General features: G+C 65.2%; 14 protein-coding genes. 4 read left to right on the top strand and 10 right to left on the bottom strand.

What is annotated here, in order from left to right; translation table 11 throughout:
• Positions 1-10: 10 nt before the first annotated feature.
• The 6 genes from dinB to gatC all read right to left on the bottom strand — a co-directional run bounded on the left by dinB (position 11) and on the right by gatC (position 6,158).
• Positions 11-1,225, bottom strand: a complete 1,215-nt coding sequence (gene dinB / locus CXY70_RS06855; RefSeq protein ID WP_104191633.1) for a DNA polymerase IV — start codon at positions 1,223-1,225, stop codon at positions 11-13.
• A gap of 205 nt (positions 1,226-1,430) precedes the next feature.
• Positions 1,431-2,531, bottom strand: a complete 1,101-nt coding sequence (locus CXY70_RS06850; protein WP_104191677.1) for a VIT1/CCC1 transporter family protein — start codon at positions 2,529-2,531, stop codon at positions 1,431-1,433.
• Positions 2,532-2,536: 5 nt separating this feature from the next.
• Positions 2,537-2,803 carry a hypothetical protein gene (locus tag CXY70_RS06845; RefSeq protein ID WP_134528788.1) on the bottom strand — a complete coding sequence of 89 codons (267 nt, stop codon included), beginning with the start codon at positions 2,801-2,803 and terminating at the stop codon, positions 2,537-2,539.
• Between the two features lie 3 nt (positions 2,804-2,806).
• Positions 2,807-4,312: an Asp-tRNA(Asn)/Glu-tRNA(Gln) amidotransferase subunit GatB gene (gene gatB, locus CXY70_RS06840; protein ID WP_104191631.1), complete on the bottom strand. Its 1,506-nt coding sequence runs from the start codon at positions 4,310-4,312 to the stop codon at positions 2,807-2,809.
• Complete coding sequence (gatA, locus tag CXY70_RS06835; RefSeq protein WP_104191630.1) at positions 4,312-5,859, bottom strand: Asp-tRNA(Asn)/Glu-tRNA(Gln) amidotransferase subunit GatA; 1,548 nt, start codon at positions 5,857-5,859, stop codon at positions 4,312-4,314. The genes gatB and gatA overlap by 1 nt, the downstream gene beginning before the upstream one ends.
• 2 nt (positions 5,860-5,861) lie before the next feature.
• Positions 5,862-6,158, bottom strand: coding sequence for an Asp-tRNA(Asn)/Glu-tRNA(Gln) amidotransferase subunit GatC (gene gatC, locus CXY70_RS06830; protein WP_104191629.1), 297 nt, complete (start codon positions 6,156-6,158; stop codon positions 5,862-5,864).
• A 190-nt stretch (positions 6,159-6,348) separates the two neighbouring features.
• On the opposite strand from gatC, the gene CXY70_RS06825 reads away from it, so the two are divergent.
• The 3 genes from CXY70_RS06825 to CXY70_RS06815 all read left to right on the top strand — a co-directional run bounded on the left by CXY70_RS06825 (position 6,349) and on the right by CXY70_RS06815 (position 9,505).
• Positions 6,349-7,335, top strand: a complete 987-nt coding sequence (locus CXY70_RS06825; protein WP_104191628.1) for a zinc-binding dehydrogenase — start codon at positions 6,349-6,351, stop codon at positions 7,333-7,335.
• Positions 7,336-7,374: 39 nt separating this feature from the next.
• The gene (locus tag CXY70_RS06820; protein WP_104191627.1) at positions 7,375-8,196 is read left to right on the top strand and encodes an aldo/keto reductase; all 822 of its coding nucleotides are present in this window, start codon (positions 7,375-7,377) and stop codon (positions 8,194-8,196) included.
• Positions 8,197-8,362: 166 nt separating this feature from the next.
• Positions 8,363-9,505, top strand: coding sequence for a glutathione-independent formaldehyde dehydrogenase (locus CXY70_RS06815; protein WP_104191626.1), 1,143 nt, complete (start codon positions 8,363-8,365; stop codon positions 9,503-9,505).
• A 49-nt stretch (positions 9,506-9,554) separates the two neighbouring features.
• Here CXY70_RS06815 and ligA read toward each other — a convergent pair whose 3' ends face one another.
• The 3 genes from ligA to CXY70_RS06800 are packed head-to-tail and all read right to left on the bottom strand — an operon-like array spanning position 9,555 to position 14,224.
• The gene (ligA, locus tag CXY70_RS06810) at positions 9,555-11,801 is read right to left on the bottom strand and encodes an NAD-dependent DNA ligase LigA (RefSeq protein ID WP_104191625.1); all 2,247 of its coding nucleotides are present in this window, start codon (positions 11,799-11,801) and stop codon (positions 9,555-9,557) included.
• A complete protein-coding gene (mnmA, locus tag CXY70_RS06805) occupies positions 11,794-12,957 on the bottom strand; it encodes a tRNA 2-thiouridine(34) synthase MnmA (RefSeq protein WP_104191624.1) in 1,164 nt (387 codons plus the stop codon). The genes ligA and mnmA overlap by 8 nt, the downstream gene beginning before the upstream one ends.
• 55 nt (positions 12,958-13,012) lie before the next feature.
• Positions 13,013-14,224, bottom strand: coding sequence for a cysteine desulfurase family protein (locus CXY70_RS06800; protein WP_104191623.1), 1,212 nt, complete (start codon positions 14,222-14,224; stop codon positions 13,013-13,015).
• 71 nt (positions 14,225-14,295) lie between these two features.
• On the opposite strand from CXY70_RS06800, the gene glgX reads away from it, so the two are divergent.
• The gene (gene glgX, locus CXY70_RS06795; protein ID WP_104191622.1) at positions 14,296-16,374 is read left to right on the top strand and encodes a glycogen debranching protein GlgX; all 2,079 of its coding nucleotides are present in this window, start codon (positions 14,296-14,298) and stop codon (positions 16,372-16,374) included.
• A 38-nt stretch (positions 16,375-16,412) separates the two neighbouring features.
• On the opposite strand, the gene glgP is transcribed toward glgX, so the two are convergent.
• A complete protein-coding gene (gene glgP, locus CXY70_RS06790; protein WP_104191621.1) occupies positions 16,413-18,980 on the bottom strand; it encodes an alpha-glucan family phosphorylase in 2,568 nt (855 codons plus the stop codon).
• Positions 18,981-19,008 lie beyond the last annotated feature (28 nt).

Genomic DNA, 19,008 nt, shown 5'->3' with positions numbered 1-19,008 from the left:
GACTCGTGCCCTATGGGCGAGGCTTGAAAAACGAAGCCGGACGCACGCTTCCCGCCCCGAATCGCTCGGTCACGGAGTCGACCGCCAGCTCGGCGCCCCGCCAGTCCTCGTCGGGATCCCACAACCCCACTGATCCCGACGCCGTACCGAGTTGCTCGGCCCGCACGCCGATCAGTCGCACCCGAATACCCGACGCGGCCAGCAGGTCGAACGCAGCGACTGCTTCCTCATAAATGCGCCGGCCAACATTGGTCGGTTCAGCGAGGGTACGCGACCGGGTAACGGTGCTGAAGTCGGTGTAGCGCAGCTTGAGTGCCACGCGCCGTGCCACGAGATCGCTGCGCCGCAGCCGAGCGGCCACAAGGTCGCACTGCCGCAGCAACTCACTGTGTAGTCGGTCGATGTCGGTCTCGTCGTGCTCAAAAGTCACCTCGTGGCCAACGCTTTTCTCTTCCCGCTCAATCGTCACCGGGCGTGGGTCACGCCCCCAGGACAACTCGAACAGCTTCAGACCGGAGGCCTCCCCCAGCGTCTTTTTCAGCACGTCTAACGGCGTGTGCGCAATATCGCCAATGAGTTTCAGGCCGAGACGCGTGAGCATCTGCTCGGTAGCGGACCCCACGCCCCACAGGGCGGTTACGGGCAGCGGATGCAGAAACTCGACCGTCTCATCGCCCGGCACGACGAGCAGACCGTTGGGTTTGGCCAGGCCGGAGGCAAGTTTGGCGACGAACTTGGTCGACGCCGCGCCCACGGAGCAGACGAGGCCGGTTTCGGCAAACACGCGCGCGCGAATGAGTTCGCCGATCACAGCCGGAGAACCAAACAAATTAGTCGCGCCGGCAACGTCAAGAAAAGCTTCGTCGATGCCGAGCCGTTCCACTAGCGGGGTGACGTCGTCGAAGATCCTCATCACCCGGTTGGAAAAGTCCCGATACAGCCCCATGTGTGGCTCGAGTACGATCGCGTTCGGGCACTGGCGTAGCGCTACCGCCATCGGCATGGCCGAGTTCACGCCGTATTTTCGGGCAATGTAGTTGGCCGCCGTGACGACCGAACGGCCACCGCGGTGGCCGACGATCACCGGCAGGTGTGCAAATTCGGGGTGGGAGAGCAACTCGACCGAGACAAAGAACGCGTCCAGATCCACGTGCAGCATCGTCGCCGAACGGTCGTCGACGTCGTCCGCCGAAATCTGCCGCCCGCTGCCGTCCTGTCTGCCCACCGAAGAACCCTAACCCGATCCGGCCTATCGGCACATCCATTTTCGGCCACAACTCCTGCAATCTGTGCCCGACCTCAAGCGGAAGTGCGCAATTCCGCCGATCTCTTCTGCCGTGCTCTCATATTGCAGGAGTTATGAGGTGAGCCCGGGTGAGCTGGTGGCCGATAGGTGGCCACCGACAAGCGCGACCAATTCTGGTCGGCCGCTAACCAATCGCGGTGCCGAAGATCAGCCCGAGCAGGTAGGTGACCGCGGCCGCCCCAAGGCCGATCACCAGTTGTCGCAGCGCACGCTTCAGCGGCGGACCACCAGAGAGCAAGCCGACGACTGCGCCGGTGGCCAACAGGGCGACTCCCACGAGAATGGTGGCCACGATGATGGCCGCGTAGCCGCTCATGCCGAACAGGTAGGGCAGCACCGGCAGCAGCGCCCCCGAGGCAAAGAAACAAAAGCTCGACAGTGCCGCTCCGGTGCCGGTGCCGATGGCCTCGTGTTCATCGTGCTGGGGAGCCTGCGGGCGGACCGAGGAGATCGGTCCGGTCGCCGCGTAGGCGGTGGCGAGTACTCCACGGGCGTAGGCCTCCGCCTCGTCTTCAGACATGCCCCTGGCCCGGTAGACCAGGGTCAGCTCGTTGGCGGCGAGGTCCAAATGGGAGAGCACGCTCTTGGCCGGCGCCGCGGGGGTCGACGCTTCGAGCAGTTCTCGCTGGGAGCGCACCGAGACGTACTCGCCGGCGCCCATGGAGAGTGCCCCGGCCAGCAGCCCGGCGATACCGGTGAACAGAATCGTCGCGGCGGGTACGCCGGTCGCGCCGATACCGAGCACGAGGGCGAGGTTGCTCACCAGCCCGTCGTTGACGCCGAACACGGCGGCCCGAAAGGTTCCCGACAAGCGTTTGCGGCCCCGAGCGGCGAGGCCGCGCACAACCTCTTCGTGCACGGTCTCGTCGGCGGCCATGGCGTTGGTCGCGTCGGCATCCGCTTGATATGGCGACCGCCCCTCGGCCCGCTGGGCGAGGGCAAGCACGAACACCGAGCCGAACCGGCGAGCGAGCAGCGCCAGAAATCGGGTGCGCAGCGCGCCACGTTTGGGTGAGCCCACTTCACTGCCCAGCAGTTGCCGCCAGTGTTCTTCGTGCCTTCCTTCAGCGTCGGCGAGGGCAAGCAAAATCTGGCGTTCTTCGCCGGCCCGCCGGTTAGCGAGGTCGCGGTACACCGCAGCCTCGGCCTGTTCGTCGGCAAGGTACTGCCTCCACCGACGGATGTCGCGGGTCGACGGGGTGCGTTCGCCCGGCTCAGGATTGATCGCGTTCACGCCTCCGGCGCCGCTTCCAGAAAGCTCTGCGGGATGCGCGCGGAGTCGTGCGGGCCGGAGCCGTCGAGACCGAAGAACGGCTCCTCGAACTGGACGACCCAGAATCTTTCCCGCACCACGGTGGGCGCGTACAGTCCAGCGCCTTCCGACTCCCCTGCCGCCACGATCACGCCGATCGGGTCGTCGATCAAGGAGTCGGGAAACCGGGTGCGGTCGAGGCGCACGATAACCTGCACGCCTACTCCGAAAGGCTGAGTTGTCACCTGTTACTCGATTGTGGCGGCGCGTTCCAGCACGAGTTCGCGCACGCGCGCGGCATCCGCTTGCCCACGCATGGCCTTCATGACCGCGCCGATCACGGCTCCGGCGGCCTGCACCTTGCCGTCCCGAATCTTGGCGAGCACATCGGGCTGGCCAAGGAGCGCCGCGTCGATGGCGGCGATCAGCGCGCCGTCGTCAGAGACCACGGCGAGCCCACGGCTGTCGACGACCTCGGCCGGGGTACCCTCCCCGGCAATGACGCCTTCGAGTACCTGGCGGGCGAGACGGTCGGTGAGGGTTCCGGCATCGACGAGTTCGATCAGCGCGGCGAGCTGCGCCGGTGTCACGAGCGAGTCGGCGGCGACCCCGGCCGCGTTGGCGAGCCGGGCGATTTCGCCGGTCCACCACTTGCGTGCGGCCTGAGCGGATGCCCCGGCCGCGACGGTCGCTTCGACCGCGTCGAGCAGGTCGGAGTTCACGACGTCCTGAAACTCGAGGTTCGCAAAACCCCACGCTGCCTGCAGGCGCTTGCGGCGTGCCGCGGGTGGCTCGGGCAGGGTCAGGCGCAGCTCTTCGACCCAGTCGCGGGACGGCGCCATCGGCAGCAGGTCAGGCTCGGGAAAGTAGCGGTAGTCGTCGGCGTCGCTCTTGGGCCGACCGGCACTCGTGATTCCGGTGTCTTCGTGCCAGTGCCGGGTCTCCTGCGTGATGGTGCCGCCGCCGGCCAGTACGGCAGCCTGGCGCTGGATTTCGTAGCGCACGGCGCGTTCGACGCTTCTCAGCGAGTTGACGTTCTTGGTTTCGGTGCGGGTACCGAGCACGTTCGACCCGCGCGGGCGCAGCGAGACGTTGGCGTCGCAGCGCACGTTGCCCTCCTCCATGCGGGCGTTGGAGACGCCGAGGGCCTTGGCGATCTCCCGAATCGCCGCGACGTAGGTCTTGCCGATCTCGGGGGCGTCGTGTTCAGCGCCCTCGATCATCTGGGTGACGATCTCCACCAACGGCACTCCGCCACGGTTGTAGTCGACGAGGGAGTAGTCGGCGCCCTGGATGCGTCCGGTCGCGCCACCCATGTGGGTGAGCTTGCCGGCATCGTCTTCCATGTGGGCGCGTTCGATCTCGACGGTGACCAAACGGCCACTTTCGAGTTCGATCGTGATCGAACCGTCATGCGCAATCGGGTCGTCGTACTGGCTGGTCTGAAAGTTCTTCGCCGTGTCGGGGTAGAAGTAGTTCTTGCGGGCGAACCGCGAGTGTTCCGCGATCTCACACCCCAAAGCCAGCCCCAAGCGGATGCTGGATTCGATCGCCTTCTTATTCACCTGCGGCAGCCCGCCGGGCAATCCGAGGCAGGTTGGGCAGGTGTTCGTGTTAGCGCCGGAGCCGAACTCGTTGGCGCAACCGCAGAACATTTTGGTTTTGGTGTTGAGCTCGACGTGCACCTCGAAGCCGAGCACCGGCTCGAACAGTTCGAGTGCGCGGTCAAAGTCCATCAATTCAGCCTTGGGCATCAGACGGCTCCCTCTTCGCTGGCAAACATTTCGGTCGGGGTCAGGGCTGGTGCCTGGCTGAGCATGGTGTGTCCCCATCGCGCTTCGAGGAGCTGCTCAATGGCGGCGCCGACGGTGTAGAGGCGGGCATCCGCTTTGGCCGGGGCCATGATCTGCAGGCCGACCGGCAGGCCGTCTTCGGGTGCGAGGCCCATTGGGATGCTCATGCCGGGCACCCCGGCGAGGTTGGCCGGAATGGTGGTCACGTCGTTGAGGTACATGGCCATCGGGTCGGCGAGCTTTTCACCGAATTTAAACGCGGTAGTCGGGGCGCTCGGTGACATCAGCACGTCGGCCTGGCTGAACGCGGCGGCGAAATCACGCTGAATGAGCGTGCGCACCTTCTGGGCACTGCCGTAGTACGCGTCGTAATAGCCGGCGCTCAGGGCATAGGTGCCGAGGATGATGCGGCGCTTGACCTCGGCGCCAAAACCCGCCTCACGCGTGGCGCTCATGACGTGCTCGCTCGTGAGCGAACCACTGTCCGGGTTGACCCGGATGCCAAAGCGCACCGAGTCGAAGCGCGCCAGGTTGCTCGAGGCCTCGGCCGGTAGAATCAGGTAGTAGGCCGCGACGGCATACTCGAAGTTCGGAGCGGATACCTCGGTGATCTCGGCGCCGGCGGCGACGAGCAGGGCGAGGGTCTCGGTGAAACGCTGGGTGACGCCGGCCTGGAATCCGTCGCCGGAAAGTTCCTTGATGACGCCGACGCGCACGCCCTTGAGGGCACCATCCTTGAGGCCGGCTTGGGCGGCAGCGGCCATCGAGGGCCAGCTGTCGGTCAGCGAGGTGGAATCCAGCGGGTCGTGCCCGCCGATGACGTCGTGCAGCAGGGCGGCGTCGTAGACCGAACGGGAAACCGGGCCGACCTGGTCGAGGCTCGATGCGAGGGCGATCGCACCGTAGCGGGAGACCCCGCCGTAGGTCGGCTTGACTCCGACCGAACCGGTCACGGCGGCTGGCTGGCGAATCGATCCCCCGGTGTCACTGCCGAGGGCGAGCGGCGCCTGGAAGGAGGCGACGGCCGCGGCCGAGCCGCCGCCGGAACCACCGGGGATGCGGTCTCGGTCCCAGGGGTTGCGGGTGACGCCATAGGCGGAGTGTTCGGTGGAGGACCCCATGGCGAATTCGTCCATGTTGGTCTTGCCGAGCGGGATCAGCCCGGCCGCACGCAGGCGGGCCACGACGGTCGCATCGTAGGGCGGCACCCAGCCCTCGAGAATTTTCGACCCGGCGGTGGTGGGCATGTCCTGGGTGGCGAGTACGTCTTTGATCGCGATCGGAACACCGGCGAGCGGGTTCAGCACGTCTCCTGCAGCGCGGCGGGCATCGATCTTCGCTGCGGTGTTGAGGGCGGCGTCGCCGGCGACGTGCAGGAAAGCATGCAGGTCGGTGTCGACCGCCGTGACGTGGTCGAGGTGGGCGCGGGTAGCTTCGACGGCGCTGACCTGCCTGCTGACCAACAGTTCACTCAGCGCAGCGGCGGAAAGCTTGGTGAGATAGGTCATAGTTACTCCTCGTCCAGGATGGCGGGCACGCGGAATTTGTCACCGGCGCGGTCCGGCGCACCGGACAGGGCCTGCTCGACCGTCAGCGAGGGTACGACGACGTCATCGCGGAACACGTTGGTCAACGGCATCGGGTGGCTCGTGGCCGGAGTATCGGCTGTAGCAACCTCAGACACTTTGGCGATCGAGTCGACGATCTGGCCGAGGTCATGGGTGAGGCTGGTGATCTCGAGGGGGCTGAGGTCGATCCGGGCAAGGTATGCCAAATGGGCAACCTGCTCGGCCGTGATTTCAGACATGGTGCTCCGATACGCATTGAGGTGGTTACCCAATCCTATTCGCCAGCCGCCGTGAGCCCGATCCGCCGACCGCACCGGTCGACCATTCGCGTTAATTGAGTCAAGTTCGGCATCGCCGACGACGAGAAAGAACCCTCTACGAAGCCAGAAGTTCAGCGGGAAGTAACCGTTTCGTAGCACACTGGCAGATATGAGAGCAATTGTCGTTGAGCAGAACCCGGGCGGATCCGTGCTGTCGATGCGGGATCTCCCGAGCCCTGAACCGGGCCCGCGTCAGGTGAAGATCCGTGTGCGGACTGCGTCGGTGAACCGTGCCGACCTTGCTCAGCGCGCGGGAACCCATCAACCGGTCAGCCCGGGCGGCGCGCCGGTCGTCGTGGGGCTGGATGCCGCGGGCGACGTTGTCACGGTGGGAAGCGAGGTGAGGGGCGTTCACGTCGGTGACCGCGTCATGGCCACCGTCAGTGGAGGTTTGAGCGAGGATGTCGTTGTCGACGCTGCGCTGGTTGTACCGATTCCGGCGGCGTGGACCTACGCGGAGGGTGCTGCTGTCATCCTCGGGCTGATGACCGAGCACAACGCGCTCCGCACTGCGGGTGGCCTCAAGCCGGGCGAAACGGTGCTCGTTCATGCTGCGGCCTCAACAGTGGGGCTTCAGTGCGTACAGCTGGCAAAGTACCTCGGCGCCGGACTGATCATTACTACCGTTCGCACCGACCGGGCAACAGACCTTCTTCTTGCTCAGGGTGCCGATCACGTGATCGAGATTGGCGAGGCCGGTTTCGCAGATCGGGTTTTGGAACTGACGGATGGCCGCGGGGTCGACGTCATCGTCGACCACGTTGGTGGCCCCTATCTTGCGGACAATATTCGTTGCGCAGCCCTCCTCGGACGCCTGGTCGGTGTGGGGCGCCTCGGTGGTGCCCACGGTGATCTTGATCTGGAAGCACTGGCCTTTAAACGACTGAGCATCATCGGGGTCACCTTTCGCACCCGTGACGCTGCCGAAAAAGCCGCCATCGTCGCCGCGCTGCGCTCCGAGGTCGACCCGGCTGCCGAAGCACTGCGCCCATTGATTGATCGGATCCTGCCCTGGACCGAAGTCCAACAAGCCCAGGATCTCATGGCCGCGAACTCGCACCTGGGCAAGATCGTACTCAGTCTTCTGAATACGTAAGCCAGAGCGTCTGGAAATGCACACTAGGTAAGGAACCGCATGCGCGAAACTGACTTCTTCAACGGCGTCCAAGTGCCCGTCATTGGCCAGGGAACCTGGCATCTCGGTGAGGATGCCGCGAAGCGAAAGACCGAGGTGTCGGCCCTGCGCGCGGGGATCGACGCTGGCCTGACCGTGATCGACACCGCCGAAATGTATGGCGATGGCGCCTCGGAAGAACTGGTCGGCGAGGCCATCCGGGGTCACCGCGATGACGTCGTGCTGGTCAGTAAGGTCTACCCGCATAACGCCAGCCGCAGCGGTGTCGTCGCTGCGTGCGAGCGTAGCCTGCGCCGACTCGGAACCGATCGGCTCGATGTCTTTTTACTGCATTGGTCCGGCAGTTTCCCGCTGTCCGAGACCGTCGACGGGTTCGATCACCTGCGTGCAGCTGGCAAGATCCGGAGCTGGGGATTATCCAATTTCGACCGGGATGATCTACAGCGAGCACCAGACGGATGCGCCACCAATCAGGTCCTCTACAACCTCGGCAGTCGGGGCATCGAGTTTGATCTCCTGCCCTGGCAACAACGCGCAGGCATGCCGCTCATGGCCTATTCACCACTCGGCCAGGGACCGACTCTGCTCGAGCATCCGCTCCTGGCCGAAATCGGAGACAAGCACGGAGTGACTGGTGCCCAGATCGCACTCGCCTGGGTCATCCGGCAACCGGGCGTCATCGCGATCCCCAAGGCCTCATCTCTCGAGCACGTGCAGCAGAATGTCGGCGCGGGCGCGGTGGTCCTGGACGCCGAGGATTGCCTGTCGCTGGATAACGCATTTCCGGCGCCCCGCAGCAAGCAACCGCTCGATATTCTGTGACGCCGTCCGTTCATTGTTGAAGCGCGCTCTGCGCGATCGTGATACTAATGAAACATGCTCATTTTCTGCACAGCCTAACGCTGTCGCATATTCATCCATTCAATACCTCCGAAAGTGAAGACGGACCTTCCGTCTTACACCGTTATAAATTCAGGGAGTGAAAAAAATGAAAGCAGTCGTTTATAAGGGCCCCAATGAGGTCAACGTGGAAGAAGTTCCAGATGCCAAGATCGAACGCCCCACTGATGTTCTCGTGCGCATCACGGCCACGAATATCTGCGGTTCAGATTTGCACATGTACGAGGGACGCACCGATTTCGCGGTTGGACGTACGTTTGGCCACGAGAACATGGGCGAGGTCATCGAGGTCGGTAACGGAGTCGACAAGGTCAAAGTGGGCGAACTCGTCGTGCTGCCGTTCAATATTTCCTGCGGGTTTTGCAAGAATTGCGAACGCGGTTTTACCAACTACTGCATGACGACTCAACCCGACCCGGTCGGTGCCGGCGCCGCCTACGGCTTCGCCGGCATGGGTCCGTACCCCGGCGGGCAGGCCCAAATGCTGCGTGTGCCCTACGGTGACAACAACTGCTTGCGCCTGGGTGAAGACGCCAGAGAAAAGCAGAACGATTACGTGATGCTCTCGGACATCTTCCCTACCGGCTACCACGCTACAGAGATGGCCGGCGTTATCCCCGGGGACACAGTCGTGATTTACGGTGCGGGTCCGGTCGGGCTGATGGCTGCCCTGTCTGCGACGATCAAGGGAGCCAGTAAAGTCTGGGTTGTGGACCGACGCCCAGACCGGCTGGCCCTCGCCGAACAGATCGGCGCAATCGCCGTTGATGACTCGAAGACGGACCCGGTCCAATTCGTTTTGGACCAGACCAAGGGTGTCGGCGCGGACCGAGGTTGTGAATGCGTGGGCTATCAATCCCACGATCCTCAAGGCACCGAAGATCCCGCCATGACGCTGAACCGGCTGATTCAGTCCGTGCGCATCACCGGGGGCATCGGCGTTGTCGGCGTCTTCCTGCCGGCAGATCCCGGCGGCTTCGACGAGAACGCCAAGCAGGGCAAAATTGCCATTGACTACGGCCTGCAGTGGCTCAAAGGTCAAAATATCGGCAGCGGCCAATGTCCGGTGAAGAAATACAATCGGCAATTGCGTGATCTCATTGCCGTGGGCAAGGCCAAGCCATCCTGGATCGTTTCGCACGAGATCCCGCTCAGCCAAGCCGCGGATGCCTACAAGAACTTCGGCGACCGCAACAACGGGTGGACCAAAGTCATCCTCAAGCCCGAGTAGGCGACCGCGGCGCGATCGGTGCGCGGACTCGACCGTTGAGGGAGTGTCCTCACGAGGACGCGGGCGCCAACCCGGCCGGTCCACCCTCGAGCAGGGTTCGAAACTCGTCGGCATCAAGTATGCGGATGCCGAGGGTTTCGGCCTTGCCGAGCTTGGATCCTGCGCCCGGCCCGGCGGCGACGAAATCGGTGTTCTTCGACACGCTCGATGCACTCTTGCCGCCGGCGGCGATGATCGCTTCCTGCGCCCCCTCCCGGGTGAAACCCTCAAGCGAACCGGTGGCGACCACGGTCAGCCCGGCGAGCACTCCCCCGGCGGCCCCGGCCGCGCCCGGCCCGGGGTGGTCCGGGGTGGCGAACTGCACACCGGCCGCGGCCCACCGAGTCACAATATCGACGTGCCAGTCCACCTGGAACCAGTCGAGCACGGCGTCAGCGATGATGCTGCCGACCCCGTCGACCTCGGCCAGTTCCTCACGGGTCGCGGCACGAATGGCATCGAGGGAGCCGAAGTGGTTGGCCAGTGCGCGTGCGGCGACCGGGCCGACATGACGGATGTTCAGGCTCACCAGAATGCGCCATAACGGCTTCGTCTTGGCTTTCTCAATCTCGGCCAGGAGCTTGAGCGCGCTCGACGATGGCTGCAGGTCGGTCAGACCCTGCTTCTTCTCGGCAGGATTCGGATTGCGAGAGAACGGCATCCGAATTTTCAGGGCCCCGTCGTCTTCCTTGGGCAAGCCCGTTTCGGCGTCGCGCACGATCACCTGGATCGGCAACAGGTCGGCAAGTTCGAGGTCGAACAAGCCGGCCTCGGTCGACAGCGGCGGGTCGGCCGGCACGGTCGGCTGGGTGAGCGCGGAAGCCGCGACCTCGCCGAGCACCTCGATGTCGAGGCCGCCCCGGCTGCCGATGTGCTCCACCCGGCCGCGCACCTGCGCGGGGCAGCTGCGCGCGTTCGGACAGCGCAGGTCTTTGTCACCCTCCTTGGCCGGGGCGAGCGGGGTGCCACACTCCGGGCAGTTCAGCGGCATGACGAATTCGCGTTCGGTGCCGTCGCGCAGCTCCACGACCGGGCCGAGCACCTCGGGAATGACATCCCCGGCTTTGCGCAGCACGATGATGTCACCAATCAGCACGCCCTTGGCCTTGACGACGTCTTGGTTGTGCAGGGTCGCCTGGCGCACCTCGGAACCGGCCACGAGCACTTTTTGCATCACCGCAAACGGAGTCGCCCGTCCCGTGCGGCCGACACTCACGACGATGTCGAGCAGTTTCGTGTTGACCTGCTCGGGCGGGTACTTGTAGGCGATGGCCCAACGCGGAGCCCGGTTGGTGGCGCCAAGCTCGGCGTGCAGGGCGAGCTCGTCGATCTTGATGACGATGCCGTCGAGTTCGTGCACGACGCTGCCGCGGTGTGCCCCGTAATACTCTATGAACTCGGCCGCCTCCGCGACCGACGGGACTACGCGAAAGTAGCTGCTGGTCGGCAGGCCCCAACCCTCGAGCAGGCCGTAGACCTCGGACTGGGTCTGCACGGGCGGGTTCTCCCAGGCGCCGATGCCGTGAACAAGCATGCGCAGCCGCCCCAGACGCGCCTTCATCAGGCGCAGCTGGTCGGCGTTCTTACCGGCGGCTTTCTGCCGCAGCGACCCGGCCGCAGCGTTGCGGGCGTTGGCGAACACCCGCTCGCCGGCCGCGGACTGCGCCGCGTTCAGTTCGTCGAATGCCTCTGTGGGAAAGAACACCTCCCCGCGCACCTCCATGAGTGACGGATGCCCGGTGCCGGCCAGGCGACTCGGGATGCCGGGTACGAGATCGATGTTCTCGGTCACGTCTTCGCCGACGACCCCGTCGCCGCGGGTGGCGGCGGAGACGAGCACGCCATTGGCGTACCGCAGGTTGATGGCGAGGCCGTCGATCTTGAGTTCGCACAGGTAGTGCACCGCGCGGCCGGAGTTCTCCGCAGCTTTGCCCGCCCAGCCTTCAAATTCTTCGAGGGAGAAAACGTTGTCGAGGCTGAGCATGCGTTCGGCGTGCGTGACCGGATCGAACAGGGTGACTTCGGCCCGGCCGCCCACAGTTTGGGTGGGGCTGTCCTGACTTTGCAGCTCGGGATGCAGGCGCTCGAGCTCGCCGAGGCGCTGCACCAGCCGGTCGTAGTCGGCGTCGGAGATGACGACGGTGTCCTGCCCGAAGTAGGCGTCCCGGGCGGCGAGCACGCGGGTGGTGATCTCGGCAGCCTCGGCGGCTGCGACGCTCAGCGCGTCGTTGGTGGTGTCGGCGACGGACTCAGGCATTGACCGGGACGGGGCTGGCCGAAGCGGTGCTTGCAGACGTGACAGAAACGGGGACGGCACTGACGGTGCGGTCGATGGTGCACTGGCCGAGCACCCGGGTGCCGACGTAGACGACGGCGGTCTGCCCGGGGGCGACACCGGCGAGTGGCTCGTTAGGAATGATGCGCAGCTCAACCGAGCCGCGGACTCCGGTCACTGCGGTGGTCGAGACGACCTGGGCCACCGCGGGTACCGGGTCGGCGTGGGCGCGAATCTGCACGTGGCAGGGGAACGCGACTTCTGGATGTTCGGGGGCAAGCCCCGCCCAGGTGTATCTGTTGCCGGCGATCTCCTTGATGGCGAGCGCCTCCTTCGGACCGACGACGACCGTGTTGGTGACCGGACGCACCTCGAGCACGAAGCGCGGCTTGCCGTCGGCGGCCGGAGTGCCGATCGACAGCCCCTTCCGCTGGCCGACGGTGAACGCGACGGCACCGTCGTGCTGGCCGAGCGTGTTGCCTTCCCGGTCGAGGATGTCGCCGGTCACTGGGGCGACGCGTTCGCCGAGCCAGCCCTTGGTGTCACCGTCAGGGATGAAGCAGATGTCGTAGGAATCGGGCTTGTTTGCCACCGAGAAGCCGCGCTCGGCCGCTTCCGCTCGCACCTCGGCCTTGGTCGGCGTGGCGCCAAGCGGAAACATGGAGTGATTGATCTGATCGGCGGTGAGCACACCGAGCACGTAGGACTGGTCTTTCGCCCAGGCGGCTGCGCGGTGCAGTTGCTTGTTGCCATCGGCATCCGTCAGAATGCTCGCGTAGTGGCCGGTGCAGACGGCGTCGAAGCCGAGGGCCATGGCCTTTTCGAGCAGGGCGGCAAACTTGATCTTCTCGTTGCAGCGCATGCACGGGTTCGGTGTGCGGCCGGCGGCGTACTCGGCGATGAAGTCGTCGACGACGTCGAGTTTAAAGCGTTCCGAGAAGTCCCAGACATAGTAGGGAATGCCCATGATGTTGGCGGCGCGCTGGGCATCCATCGAATCTTCCACGGTGCAGCAGCCGCGACTGCCGGTGCGCAGTGTGCCCGGCATTCGGCTCAGCGCCAGATGTACGCCGACCACCTCGTGTCCAGCTTCGACCGCACGCGCGGCTGCGACGGCGGAATCAACACCGCCACTCATTGCTGCTAAAACCTTCACCCAACGAGTGTACGCGGAGTGCCTGTTTGAGCCAACGTCATCGCCCGGGCACCCGATCGGCCATGCCGGCGGCGAGCGCCTGGGCGTGCGCGGCCGGCAGAGCGGCGAGCAGTGCGTCGACGTCGGCGTCGGTCGACGAGTGGCCGAGGGTGATGCGCAAGGCCCCGCGGGATTCGCTCTCGCTGCGTCCCATCGCCCGCAGCACGTGCGAGGGTTCCGGCACCCCGGCCTGACAGGCTGACCCGGTCGACACCGACACTCCGGCGGCGTCAAGCAGGAACAACAACGAGTCGCCCTCGCAGCCGGGAAAGCTGAAGTGGGCGTTGCCGGGCAGCCGGGTGATCGGGTCGCCGTTGAGTACAGCATCGGGAGCGACCCGCGCCACACCGACGATCACCCGGTCGCGCAGCGCGGCCAGGCGCGCAGCTTCGACGCCGCGCGCAGCCGGCGACAACGAGTCCGCCCGCTGTTCAACGGTGATGGCCGATGCCGCCACCGCGAACGAGACCGCTGCCGCGACATCCTGGGTACCACTGCGCACCTTGCGCTGCTGCCCGCCGCCGTGGATGAGCGGCTCGACGGTCGTCGCCCGGCCGAGCACGAGCGCGCCGATACCGACCGGGCCGCCGACCTTGTGCGCCGATACGCTCAGCGCTGACACACCGGTGGCGGCGAGGGTGCGAAAGTCGACCGGAAGGTAGCCGTACGCGGCGACGGCATCGACGTGCACCGGAATGCCGTGGACCGCGGCGAGCGCTGCCGCCTCGGCAACGGGCTCGATGGTGCCGACTTCATTGTTGGCCATGATCACACTCACCAGCGCAACGTCCAGGGGGTCACGCGCAATGGCATCCGCCAGCGCGTCGAGGTCGATGCGTCCGTCATGGTCAAGCGGAATCCACTCGATGACGGCCCCGTCGTGCTGGGCCAGCCACTCCACCGTATCGAGGGTCGCGTGGTGTTCGCCGCCGGGCACCAGAATGCGTCGGCGCGGCGCGCGGGCCCAGTACAGGCCCTTGATGCCCAGGTTGATCGCCTCGGTGCCGCTGCCGGTGAAGACCACCTCGATCGGGTCGCAGGCGAGACTCGTGGCCACGATTTCCCGCGACTCTTCGAGCATCCGCTTCGCATTCTGGCCCTGGCTGTGCACCGAGGCGGGGTTGCCGACGACGCTCATCGCTTCGGCGTAGGCGGCAATAGCGGCGGGAAGCATGGGCGTGGTCGCCGCGTGATCCAGATAGACAACCATGCCTCTCATTTTACAGTCGAGCGGATGCCGGTGGTCGTCACGCTTCCCCCACACTGATTACTCTTGAATCCATGAGTTCCACCGACCCCCTGCGCAACCTCGGTGTGCGATTGACCAGCGCGGGCGGTGAACTCCGCGTCTGGGCCGAACACGCCGATGCCATGGAGTTGTGCCTGTTCGACGACACCGATCCGAACTGGATCATCAAGAGCGTGCCGATGGCACAGGACGTGCACGGCGTGTGGTCCGGCAAATCGCGCACGCTGTCACCGGGGCGCCGATACGGCATCCGGGTGTCGGGTCCGGCCAGCCCACAGAATTCGTTTCACCCAGAAAAAATCCTGATCGAGCCGTATTCCCGCGGTCTGGTGCGGGTGGGCGCCGGACTGTGGCAGTCCTCGGTGGTCGATGATTATTTCGACTGGAACGGCACAGCAAAACCAGCCACCGCCCTCGACCACACCGTGGTCTACGAGGCACACGTGCGCGGCCTCAGCCGGCTCAATCCGCTGGTTCCGGCCGCGCTGCGCGGTACCTACGCCGGCCTCGCCCATGAATCCACCATCGGCTATCTGAAGGACCTCGGCGTGACTGCGGTCGAACTGTTGCCGGTGCAGGCCTTCGTGTCGGAACAGCGTCTGATCAAACAGGGCCTGATCAACTACTGGGGCTACAACACCCTCAACTTCTTTTCCCCGCACGCGGACTACGCCACCCAGGCGGCCCAGTCTGCGGGGCCGGCTGCGGTGCTGCGCGAGTTCAAGGGCATGGTCAAACTGCTGCACGAGGCGGGGCTCGAGGTCATCCTCGACGTGGTGTACAACCACACCGCTGAGGAGGGTCGCAACGGCCCGGTCACGAGCCTGCGCGGCATCGACAACGCGGCCTACTACCGGCAGGACGAGTCCGGCGCCTACATCGACGTGACAGGGTGCGGCAACACGGTCAACTTCAGCCACGACGTGCCCAAACGGCTCGTGCTCGATTCGCTTCGCTACTTTGCCAACGACCTGCAGATCGACGGGTTCCGTTTCGATCTGGCCGCGACACTCGGCCGTGACGGCGGCGTCGTCTACGACCGGGAGCATCCGCTGCTCACCGAGATTCGCGACGACCCGGAGCTGGCCGGCGTGAAGCTCATCGCGGAGCCGTGGGATGTCGGCCAGGGCGGCTGGCAGACCGGCAATTTTCCGCCCGGCTGGACTGAGTGGAACGACCGCTACCGCGACCGCATGCGGGACTTCTGGCTCACCGACATGAAGAGCCTGCGTTTGAGCGGCTCGGCCGGCAGTGGGATCGGGCGGTTCGCGACCCGGGTCGCCGGTTCCTCGAACACTTTTTCGAAGCAGCGCGGCCCACTCGCCTCGCTCAACTTCATCACCGCGCACGACGGGTTCACCCTCGCAGACCTGACCGCGTACGACGTGAAACACAACCTCGGCAACGGTGAGTCGAACCGTGACGGCACCGACAACAACAGCTCGTACAACCACGGCGTGGAGGGGCCTACTCGCGACGTGACCATACTGGCCACTCGCCGCAAGGCCATGCGCAACCTGCTCGGCACCCTGCTCCTGTCGGCCGGCATCCCCATGCTCACCGCCGGCGACGAGTTCGGGCGCAGCCAGCGGGGCAATAACAACGCCTACTGCCAGGACAGCGAGCTGACCTGGCTGAACTGGAATTTTGACGACTGGCAACAGGACCTGCACCAGGTCACCCGCCGTCTGCTGCAGTTGCGCCGGGAGAACCCGGCGTTGCGTCCGGTGCACTTCGGGCGGTTCGGCGAGACCACGCCGAATGCCAGCCAGCTCGACTGGTACAACATCGCCGGCGAGACGCTCACCGGCGACGCCTGGAACTCACCGACCGAGCGCACCCTGCAGTACATGGCGGCGTCGACCCCCGAGCATGAAGACTCTAACCGCATCCTGCTTGTGATCAACGCGCGGGAGCAGGACGAGATCGTCACACTGCCCGCGCATGAGGAAGTGGATGCATATACGTTGCTCTGGGATTCCAGCCACGACGACCTGCGCGACTTGTGTCTCGAGCACTCACCGGGCACTCCCCTGTTCGTTCCGGGTGCCTCGATGCAGCTCATGCGCGCTCATGGCCCGCGCGTGCCGCGCCCCACGCCCCTGGCCTAAGCCGTTCAGGGCCTTCGGAATCGAAGGCCCTGACCACGCTAACTTGCGATGGCGACCAGGCCCATTTCGGCTGGGCTGATGAGCAGATCATTCCTCGGAACGACACGCACGGTGTAACCGAAGGCTCCGGCCCGGTCGAGTTCGACCGTTCCCGTGAACAGCGTGGCACCGCCGGCCGGCGTTTCCTTCACGAGTGCCGGTTCGAGCGCCTGAGTCGCCACATCGCGCAGTTCGTCGGTACCGAGGCTCTTGCCGTAGACAACCTCGACGGTCACGTCCTCAGCGACGAGTCCGCCGAGCTGCACGTGCGCGCGCAGGTGCAGGTCATCACCCACTTCGGGCACCGACGAAACGCCGCCCGATTCGACGTGGGTCACCGCAACCTGCGGCCAGGCCGAGATGATCCTGCCTTTCCACGCCGCCAGTTCGCGGGCCGCGCGGTAGTTGTTCGCCGACATGAGCCCTTCGTAGTGCCCGGCCGGGCGATACAGACGCTGCACATACTCGCTGACCATGCGGTCAGCGGAAAGTGCCGGCGACAGGGTACTGAGAGTGTGCCGGATATTTGAGACCCATCGTTCGGGTACATCCTCACCGTTGCGTTCATAGAACATCGGCGCGACCTGGTGTTCGATCAGGTCGTACAGCGCCTCGGCTTCAAGCCGGTCGCGTTCGGCGGAGTCGCCGGCCGAATCGGCCGACGGAATTGCCCAGCCGTTCTTGCCGTCGTAATATTCAGGCCACCAGCCGTCAAGGATCGAGAGGTTGAGGGCGCCGTTCAAGGCCGCTTTCATGCCGCTCGTGCCACAGGCCTCCAGCGGGCGTAATGGATTGTTGAGCCAGACATCCGTTCCCGGATACATGAGCTGGGCCATGGCGATGTTGTAGTCGGGTAGAAAAGCGATACGCGTGCGCAGGGCAGGATCCGCCGCGAACTGCACGATCTTCTGGATCAGTCGTTTGCCCTCTTCATCGGCGGGGTGTGACTTGCCGGCGATGACGATCTGAATCGGATGCTCCGGGTGCAGCAGCAGGGCGCGCAGGCGTTCAGGGTCATGCAGCATCAGGGTCAAGCGCTTGTACGTGGGAACGCGGCGGGCAAATCCGATGGTCAGCACGTTCGGGTCGAACACCCGCCCAATCCAGGCCGGAGGGATACCACCCGGATTCTGGTCGCGCCAGGCACCCAGCAGACGGCGGCGGGCATCCTCGACGAATTGCAGGCGCATCCGCCCCCGCACCGACCACAGGTCTTGATCGGACACATCAGGGGAGGCCCAATTTGCCGTCGAGGTGTCGCTCGTGCCGAGCTTCGTGCTGGCGAGGCTCTTCAGCGCCGGGTCGGTCCAGCTCTGCGCGTGGACACCGTTCGTGATCGACGTGATCGGCACATCGGCGGAATCAAAACCAGGCCACAGCCCGTTGAACATTCTTCGACTGACCTCGCCGTGCAGGGTCGAAACGCCGTTGGCGTGCTGGCCGAGGCGTAATCCCATGATGGCCATGTTAAACACCTCGGAGGAGCCGCCGGAGTAACTCTCCGCTCCCAGCGCGAGCAGGTCCTCCACGTCAACACCGGGCAGCAGATCGGTACCGAAGTACCGCCGCACGAGGGATCGGTCGAAGCGGTCGATGCCAGCGGCGACCGGGGTGTGGGTGGTGAAGACGGTTCCGGCGCGGGCCACCTGCAGGGCTTCCTGAAAGCTCAGTCCTTCGCCGATCAGGCTGGAGATGCGCTCGAGGCCGAGAAACCCGGCGTGGCCCTCATTGGTGTGAAATACTTCCGGCTCTGGCAGGCCGTGCAGCGAGCTCCACAACTTCACGGCGCGGGCACCGCCGATACCCAGCAGGAGTTCTTGAAGCAATCGGTGTTCGCCGCCGCCGCCATACAGTCGATCGGTGACCAGCCGCAGGTCGTCAGCGTTCTCGGGAATGTCGGCGTCGAGCAGCAGTAGTCGAACCCGACCCACCTTGGCCTGCCAGACGCGGGCATGCAGCGTGCGGTCATCGGGCAGAGCGAGGGTAATCTGCACGGCCGAACCGTCGGCCCGACGCAGTACGGCCAGCGGGAGCCCGTCGGGGTCGAGCAGCGGGTAGCTCTCCATCTGCCAGCCGTCAGGCGAGATGGCCTGGCTAAAGTAACCGGCGCGATAGAACAGCCCCACGCCCACCAGCGGCAGGCCGAGGTCGGACGCGCTCTTGAGATGGTCGCCGGCCAGAATGCCCAGGCCCCCTGAATACTGAGGCAGGGCGGCAGCAATGCCGAACTCCGGTGAGAAATACGCTATCGCAGCGGGCTTTTCTCCCTCGAGCTCCTGGTACCAGCGTGACTGTTCGAGATAATCGCGCAAGCCGTCTCTGGTGGAATCAACCTGGGCCACGTAGTCGTGGTCCTGCGCCAGCTCGTCGAGGCGACGCGGGTCGACGGCGCCGAGCAGAGCGACCGGGTCGGCACCGATCTCGCGCCACAGCTCAGGGGCGATGCGCTCGAACAACTGCCGAGTCGGTTCATGCCACGACCAACGGAGATTGCCGGCAAGCTCCTCGAGAGCCGCGAGGGGCTCGGGGAGAACGGCGCGGACGGTAAATTTTCGGATGGCCTTCACGAGGTCAACCTTAGGGGTGCTGGGTGGC

The organism is Cryobacterium sp. Y82 (assembly GCF_002929495.1).
GTDB classification, from domain to species: domain Bacteria; phylum Actinomycetota; class Actinomycetes; order Actinomycetales; family Microbacteriaceae; genus Cryobacterium; species Cryobacterium serini.
Note: the sequence above shows the minus strand (reverse complement) of the source record. Positions and strands in the feature narration are given on the sequence as shown.

What these genes read in the sequence shown, in the direction of transcription:
- gatB (WP_104191631.1), bottom strand. Translation starts at nt 4,312, where the DNA reads ATGCCCAAGGCTGAATTGATGGACTTTGACCGCGCACTCGAACTGTTC.
- gatA (WP_104191630.1), bottom strand. Translation starts at nt 5,859, where the DNA reads ATGACCTATCTCACCAAGCTTTCCGCCGCTGCGCTGAGTGAACTGTTG.
- gatC (WP_104191629.1), bottom strand. Translation starts at nt 6,158, where the DNA reads ATGTCTGAAATCACGGCCGAGCAGGTTGCCCATTTGGCATACCTTGCC.
- CXY70_RS06825 (WP_104191628.1), top strand. Translation starts at nt 6,349, where the DNA reads ATGAGAGCAATTGTCGTTGAGCAGAACCCGGGCGGATCCGTGCTGTCG.
- CXY70_RS06820 (WP_104191627.1), top strand. Translation starts at nt 7,375, where the DNA reads ATGCGCGAAACTGACTTCTTCAACGGCGTCCAAGTGCCCGTCATTGGC.
- CXY70_RS06815 (WP_104191626.1), top strand. Translation starts at nt 8,363, where the DNA reads ATGAAAGCAGTCGTTTATAAGGGCCCCAATGAGGTCAACGTGGAAGAA.
- ligA (WP_104191625.1), bottom strand. Translation starts at nt 11,801, where the DNA reads ATGCCTGAGTCCGTCGCCGACACCACCAACGACGCGCTGAGCGTCGCA.
- mnmA (WP_104191624.1), bottom strand. Translation starts at nt 12,957, where the DNA reads ATGAGTGGCGGTGTTGATTCCGCCGTCGCAGCCGCGCGTGCGGTCGAA.
- CXY70_RS06800 (WP_104191623.1), bottom strand. Translation starts at nt 14,224, where the DNA reads ATGGTTGTCTATCTGGATCACGCGGCGACCACGCCCATGCTTCCCGCC.
- glgX (WP_104191622.1), top strand. Translation starts at nt 14,296, where the DNA reads ATGAGTTCCACCGACCCCCTGCGCAACCTCGGTGTGCGATTGACCAGC.